Origin of the sequence: Bradyrhizobium manausense (assembly GCF_018130615.1) — a bacterium.
GTDB classification, from domain to species: domain Bacteria; phylum Pseudomonadota; class Alphaproteobacteria; order Rhizobiales; family Xanthobacteraceae; genus Bradyrhizobium; species Bradyrhizobium manausense_A.
Genome location: NZ_JAFCKB010000012.1, coordinates 197740 through 207779 on the forward strand (window position 1 = coordinate 197740; position 10040 = coordinate 207779).

Sequence of the window (10040 nt, forward strand, 5' to 3'; positions counted from 1 at the left end):
GCACACCGCGCGGTGCGGCCGGGCTCAAGGCCGATCACGTTGAGAAGAAGAATTGCTGCGGCAGGGCCGGGCCTGGATTGGGCCACGACCACGAGTTCGGATATTTCGCCGGCACGTTCGCGAGGTTAGTCTTGCAGATGCCGAAGGCGTTCACCGCCAGGCAAATGCCGATGGTCTCGAAAGCGTCGGCCGTGAGATCGAACAGCTGCTTCATGATTTCGCCGCGCTTCTGCAGGTCGGCGGTGGCGCGAGCCTGATCGAACAGCTTCATGCGCTGCTTCTGGCTCTCGGGCGGCTCCTGGCCATCCTTGCCGCCGGAGACGTACCATTGCGCCCACGGCACGGCGTAGCGCGAGCCCTGAGTGTGCTGCGCGAAGAAGTCGCGCGGATCGAGCATCGGGTCGAGGCCGCCGGGGCCGGGCCACACCGCTGCATCGTGGTCATTGTTGTCGCCGCGCGTGTAGTAGAGCGCGCGCTCGATGGTGTTGACCTTGATGTCGATGCCGATATCCGCCCAGTGCCGCTTCACCAGTTCGAGCGCATCGACCTCATCCGGGTAGAGTGTCGGGATCACGTCGATGGCGAAGAAGATCTTCTGTCCGTCCGGGCGCAGCCGGAAGCCGTTGGCGTCCTTCTTGGCATAGCCGAGCTTGTCGAGGATGGCATTGGCCTGGGGCTGATCGAACTCGCTGAACTGCGTCGCCAGAGCGGCATGATACCAGGGATGCCCCGGCCGCGGCCCGGCCTGATAGGGCTGCGATTGTCCGAGATAGACCAGCTCGATGATTTCGCTGCGGTTCATGCCGAGCGATAGTGCCTTGCGAAATTCCTTGTTGGCGAACATCTCCCGCATCTTCGGATCCTTGTGCGTGAGGTTCAGGTAGATCTGAACTTGCTGGGATCCGGAATTGATCAGTTCGATCAGGCGATAGCCGCCCTTCTGCATGTTCTGCGACAGCGTCGGCTTGTTTTGCAGCGTGTCGATATGCCGTTCCTGGATGTCGAGGCGGCCGGAGATCACATCGAGCATTAGCGATTCGACGTCCTGCGAGATGTTGAAGTTGAGCCTGTCGATATAGGGAAGCTGGTTGCCGGCGGTGTCGACCTGCCAGAAGTAGGGATTGCGCTCCATCACCACGCGCGTCGCGCCGCCGGTGTAGGGCTCCTTGATGACCCACGGATCGAGTGTCGGTTTATCGGCGTTACCCCAACGCGTGGGAATTTCGATGTCGCCGCACTTGTTGCGGAACAGCGTGCCCCAGTCGGAGAGGTTCGCGGCCTTGACGAGATCGGCCACCGCCGGATTGTACTTCGGGTGGAACTGGCTGCAATAGTGCTTCGCGAACAGCGTCGGATGCTGTCCGAGCGGCGTCGCCATCTGCTCGAGAAACAGCGCGTACGGACCAGCGAAGGTGAACTTCACGGTGGTGTCGTCGATCTTGGTGACGGTGCCGGCCTTGCCACCGATCACGATCGGGGTCGGCGGCGACTTATAGAGCTCGGTATTCTTGGCGCAGTCCTCGATGGCAAAGACGATATCGTCCGCCGTGAACGGATGGCCATCCGACCACTTCATGCCCTTGCGGAGATGGAAGGTGAATTCGGTGGAATCGGCGTTCACCTCCCATTTGTCGGCAACATTCGGCAGCACCTCGGTAAAGGCGAGATTCCAGCGCACCAGGCCCTGATTGCCGACCATGCGCAGGATACCGTTGTGGTCGGCCGAGCCGCGCAGTCCGCGCCGCAGCGCGCCGCCATAGCGGCCGACCTTCTCGACGGTGACGACCATCGGGTTTGCCGAGATGCGATCCGCCAGCGGCGCCAGCTTGCCGTCCGCCGCGAGTTTGGCGAGCGCCGGCGCTTCCTTGGCGCCCTCGGCGCGCGCCGCATAAGGCAGCGCGGAAAGCGCGGTTGCGCCGGCAAATCCCTTCAGCACGGCGCGGCGGTCGAGTCGGCGGCAGTGAGTCGTCCTTTGCTGGATGTCCTCGCTCATGGTTCCTCCCGGTTGAGATGTGTGTTGCGGCCATTCGGCCTTATGGTTCTTGATGGCGCCGTCGCGTCGTTCGGCTCGGTCATGGTGATGGTCGTGATGTCATCATGTCACCGTGATCCGCACGCTGGCCCAAAGCCTTTCGCCGGGATGCAGCACGCGCATCCCGGTCTCGGGCAGTCCGGCCGGTGCGAGGTTGAAGGCGTCCGCCACGTGGCTGACCGGTTCGAGGCAGAGGTAAGCTCCGCCGGATGGCGCATGGACAACAAGGTGATCGAGCGGAGCGGCGGTCTCCATCACGATCGTCGTGCCATCTTGCCGATGCAGCGATGCAGTGCCGCTCCAGCCTGCATAGTAGATCGTGGTTTCCATCGCGCCGTGGCGGAGGCCGTGCAGACGCTCATTGTTGGCGAACGCGCGCAGACGTCGGCCGCATCCGTCAGCGTCTGCCTCCCAGATCGCATCGGCCTTGAATTGAAAGCGATCGCCGATCGACACTGCGAAGTAGGGATGGATCCCCAATCCCATCGGCATCGGCGTGTCGGCGCGGCTCTCCACGCCGATCTCGTGGATTAGGCCGGTCGGATCGAGCATGATCCGCTGGATCGCCTCGAAGGCCCAGGGCCAGGCATCAGGCGCATGGGCGGGCTCATGGCGATAACGCATCTCGACCTGTGTCGCCGTCTGCGCGGTCACGCTCCAAGAGCGTTGTTGGCAGAAGCCATGCAGCGAATGGGGCGCGGTGACCGGGTGTGACGCGAGCTGGACGAGGGTTTCACCGAATCGGAAAGCGGCGTTGCGGATGCGGTTCGAATAGGGGACCAGTGGATAGGTGCCGGCTTTGGGCCAGACAAGCGGATCAAAGCTGCCGGCGGCCATGGGAACGAGGACGTCGGTGCGACGGTTGCCGGGCGCCTCGCGCCAAAGCGAAGCCAACCGTCCTCCGTCATGCGGTCGCACCGCCGCGTGCATCGCGCCCGCGGCCAGATTGCAAACGGATGCAGGCACATGCGGCTCATCGAACGATGCGGCCCGCGCAATGTGCGCCGTCTCTTTGCGCATTCGTTTCCATCCCTGTGGCCGGCTTCCTGCCGGCTTATTGACATGGGGTGGATTTGATATATCAAATTTCACGGCTGTCCAGTAATGCGTTTGGCCAATATCAAAAAAGTTTGGGCGCATGACCTGCGTCCAGGGAGAGCAGCGTGCCGCCAAGGCTTCAGCCGGTCGATCCGGTTTATCTGAAAGGGCTGCGTGCGCATGTCCGAGAGGAGTTGCGTCGCGCCATCATCGCCGGCGAGCTGCCGTCCGGAGCGGTGCTCAACGAACGGCAGATGGCGGAGCAGCTCGGCGTCAGCACCACGCCGCTGAAGGAGGCGTTGCGTCAGCTCGAAGCCGAGGGCCTGGTCGTGGCGGAGCCGCGCCGCGGCATCCGCGTGACCTTCGATGCCGAGCAGGCCGAAGAGATGGCGCTGGCCCGCGCCGCGCTCGAGAGCATGATCGCCCGCATGGCGGCGTCGCGCATCGACGATGAGGGGGTCGCGCGGCTGGCTGCCATTGTGAGCAAAATGGCCGAGGCGACCGCGGCGAGCGCGACCGACGACCTAATCAAGCTCAACGAGTTGTTTCACGATGCCATCCACGAGATCTCGCGTTGCAGCTATCTGCAGCGCATTCTGGTCGGGCAACAAGTCTATGTGCATACCGCGCGTCAATTCATCCTGAGCGACGCGGAGGAGCGAGGCCGCGCCCTCCGCGAGCATCGAACCATCTACGAAGCGCTGGCCCGTCGCGACAGCGACACAGCCGAGCGGGAAATGCGCGATCACGTGGTCCGTTCGGCACGGCAGCACGTCAAGGCCGCCTTCGAAAACCGCGGGCGACCGCAAGCTGCTCCCCAAGCTGTCCGTGCTGCGAAGGAGCACAATTCATGAGTTTGAAGAAAGTGAGAGCGGCGCTCGAGGGCATTTCGGGCGTGCATGTCACGCCCTACGCCACGAGCGGCGACATCGACGGCCCGTTGCTCGGCCGCATCGTCGATCGGATCGCGGACGCGGGAATCCACAACATCGTGTCCGCCGGCAACACCGGCGAGTTCTACGCTTTGACAGCCGACGAAGTCCGCGCCGTGCATGATGGCGCCATCGAAGCCAATGCGGGACGCTCGCTGCTGACCGCCGGTGTCGGGCGCTCTCTGAAGGAGGCGATCGAGCTCGGCCGGCGGGCGAGAGACAAGGGCGCCGACGCCTTGATGGCGCATCAGCCGCTCGATCCGTTTGCGGCGCCGCAGGCGCAAGCAGCCTACTTCAAGGCGATCGCGGATGCGGTGGACATACCGCTCATTGCCTATGTCCGCTCGGACGCGATGAGCCTCGGCGACATCTTGAGCGTTGCCAACCATCCGAATGTCGCCGGTGTGAAATTCGCCACCACCAACCTGATGCTGCTGTCCGAGTGTATCCGCTCCAGTATGGGGTCGACCGCATTGTGGGTGTGCGGTCTTGCCGAGGGCTGGGCGCCCGCCTTCTACGCGGTCGGGGCGAGGGGATTCACGTCGGGGCTCGTCAACGTCGATCCCGTCCGTTCACTGGCCATTCATGCCGCGCTCGAGGCCGGCCGGTTCGACCGGGTCCGCGAACTCGTCGATACCATCGCCAGGTTCGAGACGATGCGGACGCGTTTCGGCAACGGCGCCAATGTCACGGTGGTCAAGGAGGCGCTGCGGCTGATCGGATTTCCGGTCGGTCCCGTGCGGCTGCCCGGCCTGCCGCAACTCGACGACAGCGACCGCGCGACCCTCGCCGAAGTGTTGCGAGCGTGGAATGTGCCGGCCCCCGCGCCGGTTGCGCGGATTGACGCATCGGTTGACGTGGCCCCGCTCCGCCAGATTTGAGACCGAACGACCGATTGGTGCCTCATCCAATCCCATGCCGTCTAAGCGGCGATCCGCCGTAGCACCTTCGTGAAATCCAGATCTCGCTAATACCTGGCGTCTTCGAGTCCGCAATAAGGATCAACGGGACTGCTCCGATTCCATGGAGACCGTCCCCTCAGCAAGTCGACGACCGCGGCCTGCATTTCGTCGAGCGTAGAGTAGGCATTGATGTAGACCGGTGCGCGGGGCGCATCATAGAGATAATAGGGATAGCCGAAGGAGATGATGGCAGTCGGGATGTCGTGCCAGTAACGCCGCATAGCGCCGACGAAGTCGGCGCCAAGCTTTGCCCAATCGAGAAAGATGCGGCCGCGGGTCAGCAAAGTTTCCTCTCCGAGCAGGTAAAGAACCAGATCGAAGTCGGTGGGATCCACGAGAGGCTGCTGCTGGTGAACCGTCACCTCGAAACCCTCGGCGGTCAGCATCGCGGGGAGTTTGAATTCCCCCGGCGTGCCGTGGAGAGGACTGACAATTCCGCCCGATATCACCAGGACACGCCGGTGGCTTTGCGGATTGATGGGCAAGAGACCGATGGTGTCCTTCACCAAGGTGGGCGCGCGTCGCAGAGCCGCGTCGGCAACGGCCTTGTCGGAGGCACGCGCCATCGCACCGGCAGGCCGCGGGCGCGTTGCATCGTGCAGTCCGAGCGAGGCCTTGAGCGCGAGGACGCGCAGAACGGCGTCTTCGAGGCGTTCGACCGGAAGGCTGCCGTTCTCGACGGCCTGGCCTACTTCCGCCATGTCTTCCTCCGGCGCGCGCGAAAACAGGATCATGTCACACCCGTTGGCGATGATCTGTGATTTGGCCGCGCGCATGCGACACCAGGATGTGAGGCCGGCCATCTCGCTGGCATCGGAGACGATCAGGCCGTTGAAGCCGAGCCGTCCGCGCAACAATTCGATGTTGAGAAGCTTGCTGATCGACGCCGGCCGGAAGGCCTCGACGCCGGGGTCGGGTAGCTGGCTTCTGACGAATGCTGGTAGGGCGATGTGCGCCGACATGATGGAGAGCACGCCGGCCTCAATTGCAGCGCGATAAAGCCTGCCGAAGGTCGCGTCCCATTCTTCCATCGGGAGCGGATTGATCGTGGTCACCAGATGCTGGTCGCGATCATCGTAGCCTTCGCCGGGCCAGTGCTTGGCCGTTGCGGCGATGCCATGCTTTTGCAGCACCTCGAGGTGGGTCAACGCATGACGGCGGATTGTATCGAGGTCCGAGCCAAAGCTCCGCGTCGCGACGATCGAGCTGCGAAACGCGCGGTTGATATCTATCACCGGCGCGAAGGACCAGTTGACCCCGATGAAGACGGCTTCCTCTGCAATGATGCGGGAGACCTCGCTGGTGACGTCGAGGTCATCGATCGCGGCGAGCGCGAGCGGGTTTGGCACTTGTGTTCCGAAAGGAAGGCTCATGCGCGAGCCCTCGAGATCGGCGCTGACGAGCAGCGGGACCGGCACAGCCCTTTGCGCCTCGGCTATTCGCGCGCGCTCGGCTTCTCCGTCGGAGCCGAAATAGCGGGTCATTCCGCCCGGCCGGAGCCGCGCGAGCCTTTCCAGTTCGTCCGGATCGGTCCCGCGGGACAGGAAATTGAAGAGCTGCCCGACCTTCTCCTCGAGGCTCAATGCGCGATAGGTGGCTTCCACCCAGCTGATGGCGCGGGCATCCAGATTAAATGGCGTGCGGGAGAGGAAAGAGGTGTTCATACATGCCATCCTATGTACCAGTGTGCGCCGTACCCACGGAGAGCGCGGCGGTCTCGATCGAACCAGACATGTGATCGACGTCGCGACCGTAAGTCCACTACAGCTGTGTGATGAGTAATCCGTTGAGCAGCATGAGGCCGTCGAGGATCAGGAGAAAAACGAGTTCTAGTCCGAACATATCGCCGAGCCAACCGGCAGGGAGACTGTACATGGCCCAGGCGATCGACTCCACGACTGCGTTGAGAACAGCGAAGGCAAAGCCACGCAACTCGGACCGGATGACCGACATGACGATCGGCCGGTTCACGCCGCGATGGACACCTTGGAGGGCGACCATCAGGAACCAGAGACCTCCCGAATACAAGTGGTATAGTGAAGGTCGAATTGCCGGACCGACGACCCGGAAGAGACGGCGAACCCAGGGGGGCGAATGAGCGCGAAAATCTTTTCCTGCTGCATTCCGGCTTTGATGACGCCCTGCACCGCAGAGCGCCGACCAGACTTCGTCGAGACCCAGCTGAAGCCGTTCGAAACCTGGTACGCCCACTGGTCGAAAGAACTCGGCGCGTCGCAAAAGCACGCAGCCTGACGTCAAGTTTGGTAAGCCCTCCAGCAGGAGCTGAGTGAGCAGACGATGTCCGAGGCGGTAGTTCCCGACACCATCGTGATCGGAGCGGGCGTCATCGGCCTGTCTGCTGCGCTGGCCCTGCAGGCCCAAGGGCATCGCGTCGTCGTGCTGGACCGGGAAGGTCCGGCTGCGGGGGCTTCCGCCGGCAACGCTGGTGCTTTTGCGTTTACGGACGTCCTGCCGCTCGCTTCGCCTGGCATCTTGCACAAGGCGCCGAAATGGCTGCTCGACCCCCTTGGGCCGCTTTCGATTCCGCCGGCCTATGCGCTACGGATCGCACCGTGGATGTTCCGCTTCTGGTTAGCCTGCGCGCCGGGCCGCTTGGCTCAATCGACCGCGGCGCAGATATCGCTCATGGACTTGTCGAAAGCCGAACTCGAGCCGTTCCTGCGGCGGACCGGAACGCTTGCCATGCTACGCAAGGAGGGCAATCTGCAGGTCTATGAGAGCGAGTCCGAATTCCGGGCCTCGCTGCCTGGGTGGCAGGCCCGCGCCGATCACGGAATCGCATTCCGCCATATGACAGCAGCGGAGATGGCGGAAATCCAGCCCGGCATGGCCGCGCGCTTCACCCACGGCACCTTCACCCCAGGTTGGTATTCGATCTCCGATCCGAAGCTCTACACGCTTGCTCTTGCCGAACGTTTCGCTGCCGATGGCGGGATCATCCAGCGTGCAGAGGTCACCGCATTGCGCCCGCTCGAGAACGGCGTCGAGGTGATTGCTGGTGTCGCGCACCGCGCAGGTCATGTGGTCGTCGCAGCAGGGGCTTTCTCGCACAAAATCATCCGCACCCTGGGCGAGCGCATCCCGCTCGAAACCGAGCGCGGCTACAACACCACACTCTCGGCCGATGCCTTCGACCTGCGCACGCAGATTACGTTCGGAGGGCACGGCTTCGTCGTCACTCGCCTGTCGACCGGCATCCGCGTTGGCGGCGCAGTCGAGCTTGGCGGTCTTTCACTGCCACCGAACTTCGGGCGCTCCCGCGCCATGCTGGCCAAGGCCAGCGCTTTCCTTCCCGGTTTAAAGACCAGCGGCGGTACCGAATGGATGGGATTCCGTCCCTCGTTGCCCGACAGCCTCCCGGTCATTGGCCGTGCCGGCGCGACACCGCGTGTCACTTACGCGTTCGGCCATGGTCATCTCGGCCTGACGCAGTCGGCCGGCACCGCCCGGCTTGTCGCCGACCTGGTCGCAGGACGAATGCCTGCCATCGAGCTTTCCGCCTTCTCGCCTCGGAGATTCTGAATATGGCCACCCACACCTTCTCCTGTATCGACGGGCATACCTGCGGCAATCCGGTGCGTCTCGTCTCCGGCGGGGGGCCGCGTCTGGAGGGCGCGAACATGCTTGAAAAGCGCGCCCACTTCCTGCGCGACTATGACTGGATCCGGACCGGTCTGATGTTCGAGCCGCGCGGACACGACATGATGTCGGGCTCCATCCTCTATCCGCCAACACGCCCCGATTGCGATGTGGCGGTGCTGTTCATCGAGACATCCGGCTGCCTGCCGATGTGCGGTCACGGCACCATCGGAACCATCACAATGGGCATCGAGAATGGCCTCATCACACCGCGCGAACCCGGGAGGCTGTCGATCGATGCGCCGGCCGGCAAGGTCGATATCACCTACCGGCAGGAAGGCCGCTTCGTGGAAGAGGTGCGCCTTACCAACGTTCCGGGCTTTCTCTACGCGGAGGGATTGACGGCGAAGGTGGAGGGCCTTGGCGAGATTGTCGTCGACGTCGCCTATGGTGGCAACTTCTACGCCATCGTCGAGCCGCAAAAGAACTTCCGCGACATGGCGGACCATACGGCAGGGGAGCTGGTGGGATGGTCGCCGCGCCTGCGCGCCGCACTCAACGAGAATTATGAGTTCGTCCATCCCGAGCACCCGGAGATCAAAGGTCTCAGCCACATTCAATGGACGGGCAAACCAACGAAGCCAGAGGCGCATGCCCGCAATGCCGTCTTCTACGGCGAGAAGGCCATCGATCGCTCGCCATGCGGTACGGGCACCTCGGCGCGCATGGCGCAGCTCGCCGCGAAAGGCAAGCTCAAGGTCGGCGACGAGTTCGTGCATGAATCGATCATCGGCTCGCTGTTCAAGGGACGGGTCGAGGCCAACGCCAGGGTCGCCAACCGGGACGCGATCGTTCCCTCGATTGCAGGCTGGGCCCGCATGACCGGCATCAACACGATATTCATCGACGATCGCGATCCCTACGCTCACGGCTTCGTCGTGAAATGAAAATCTGAAGCAACGATCCGCTCGCATTCCTGGCAGATCGCCGAAGCGCATCGCCGTCCGGGCAGGTTCGGACAACGCGCGGATCGCCATGGCGATCGAGCGCGCGAACTGGATCGAAGGCGTTCGCTTCACGTCTCGATCGGGGCCAGATAGTCCATGTAAAGAGTGATTGGCCCCTTCGATCCGTCCAGAATGACGCGGAGGCTCTTCGGATAATAGCCGGCCCCGATCACGGTCCCTGTCCTTCCGGCTAAGCGAGGGCCAGCTGTCGGCTTTATCTGAATGCGTGAACCCGACGGAAACTTGAGCTCGTGTTGGGCCGATCCTGCCATGACGTCCTCGGCAGCGAATGAGCTGGCTCTCCGCGAAGAGTTCGCTAACGCGTGGGCAGTGAACCAATGAGCGAGCGAGCAAGCGAGAAGTTCGATCGTCCCGGACTGAATCACGGAAACTGATCTTCCCCCGAAAAAGTGGACGGGTTTAGGCGGCTTTTAGCTCCATTTCGCTCGGGGCGATATATCCGATGGCG

The 10040-nt window shown here is 63.2% G+C and carries 9 protein-coding genes; 5 read left to right on the forward strand and 4 right to left on the reverse strand.

Features of this window, described 5'->3' with window-relative positions:
* Positions 1-34: 34 nt before the first annotated feature.
* Both JQ587_RS22850 and JQ587_RS22855 read right to left on the reverse strand, forming a co-directional pair.
* Positions 35-1993 carry an ABC transporter substrate-binding protein gene (locus JQ587_RS22850; protein ID WP_212426779.1) on the reverse strand — a complete coding sequence of 653 codons (1959 nt, stop codon included), beginning with the start codon at positions 1991-1993 and terminating at the stop codon, positions 35-37.
* Positions 1994-2095: 102 nt separating this feature from the next.
* Positions 2096-3205 (reverse strand): aldose 1-epimerase, encoded by a 1110-nt coding sequence (locus JQ587_RS22855; RefSeq protein WP_212426780.1) that lies wholly within the window; start codon positions 3203-3205, stop codon positions 2096-2098.
* Between JQ587_RS22855 and JQ587_RS22860 the strand changes: the two genes are divergently transcribed.
* Together JQ587_RS22860 and JQ587_RS22865 are read left to right on the forward strand one after the other, a co-directional pair.
* Positions 3196-3924 (forward strand): GntR family transcriptional regulator, encoded by a 729-nt coding sequence (locus JQ587_RS22860; protein WP_212426781.1) that lies wholly within the window; start codon positions 3196-3198, stop codon positions 3922-3924. The genes JQ587_RS22855 and JQ587_RS22860 overlap by 10 nt on opposite strands.
* Positions 3921-4883: a dihydrodipicolinate synthase family protein gene (locus JQ587_RS22865; protein ID WP_212426782.1), complete on the forward strand. Its 963-nt coding sequence runs from the start codon at positions 3921-3923 to the stop codon at positions 4881-4883. Before JQ587_RS22860 ends, JQ587_RS22865 begins: the two co-directional genes overlap by 4 nt.
* A gap of 86 nt (positions 4884-4969) precedes the next feature.
* On the opposite strand, the gene JQ587_RS22870 is transcribed toward JQ587_RS22865, so the two are convergent.
* Together JQ587_RS22870 and JQ587_RS22875 are read right to left on the reverse strand one after the other, a co-directional pair.
* Positions 4970-6628, reverse strand: coding sequence for a glycoside hydrolase family 3 protein (locus JQ587_RS22870; protein ID WP_212426783.1), 1659 nt, complete (start codon positions 6626-6628; stop codon positions 4970-4972).
* Between the two features lie 97 nt (positions 6629-6725).
* Positions 6726-6965, reverse strand: a complete 240-nt coding sequence (locus JQ587_RS22875) for a hypothetical protein (protein ID WP_212426784.1) — start codon at positions 6963-6965, stop codon at positions 6726-6728.
* A gap of 93 nt (positions 6966-7058) precedes the next feature.
* On the opposite strand from JQ587_RS22875, the gene JQ587_RS22880 reads away from it, so the two are divergent.
* The 3 genes from JQ587_RS22880 to JQ587_RS22890 are packed head-to-tail and all read left to right on the forward strand — an operon-like array spanning position 7059 to position 9511.
* Complete coding sequence (locus JQ587_RS22880; protein WP_212426785.1) at positions 7059-7217, forward strand: hypothetical protein; 159 nt, start codon at positions 7059-7061, stop codon at positions 7215-7217.
* A gap of 45 nt (positions 7218-7262) precedes the next feature.
* A complete protein-coding gene (locus JQ587_RS22885) occupies positions 7263-8507 on the forward strand; it encodes an NAD(P)/FAD-dependent oxidoreductase (protein WP_212426786.1) in 1245 nt (414 codons plus the stop codon).
* 2 nt (positions 8508-8509) lie between these two features.
* The gene (locus JQ587_RS22890) at positions 8510-9511 is read left to right on the forward strand and encodes a 4-hydroxyproline epimerase (RefSeq protein WP_212426787.1); all 1002 of its coding nucleotides are present in this window, start codon (positions 8510-8512) and stop codon (positions 9509-9511) included.
* Positions 9512-10040 lie beyond the last annotated feature (529 nt).

Excerpts from the sequence above, each read along its gene's own strand:
- JQ587_RS22880 (WP_212426785.1), top strand. The coding sequence starts at position 7,059 with ATGAGCGCGAAAATCTTTTCCTGCTGCATTCCGGCTTTGATGACGCCC.
- JQ587_RS22865 (WP_212426782.1), top strand. The coding sequence starts at position 3,921 with ATGAGTTTGAAGAAAGTGAGAGCGGCGCTCGAGGGCATTTCGGGCGTG.
- JQ587_RS22875 (WP_212426784.1), bottom strand. The coding sequence starts at position 6,965 with ATGGTCGCCCTCCAAGGTGTCCATCGCGGCGTGAACCGGCCGATCGTC.
- JQ587_RS22870 (WP_212426783.1), bottom strand. The coding sequence starts at position 6,628 with ATGAACACCTCTTTCCTCTCCCGCACGCCATTTAATCTGGATGCCCGC.
- JQ587_RS22850 (WP_212426779.1), bottom strand. The coding sequence starts at position 1,993 with ATGAGCGAGGACATCCAGCAAAGGACGACTCACTGCCGCCGACTCGAC.
- JQ587_RS22890 (WP_212426787.1), top strand. The coding sequence starts at position 8,510 with ATGGCCACCCACACCTTCTCCTGTATCGACGGGCATACCTGCGGCAAT.
- JQ587_RS22885 (WP_212426786.1), top strand. The coding sequence starts at position 7,263 with ATGTCCGAGGCGGTAGTTCCCGACACCATCGTGATCGGAGCGGGCGTC.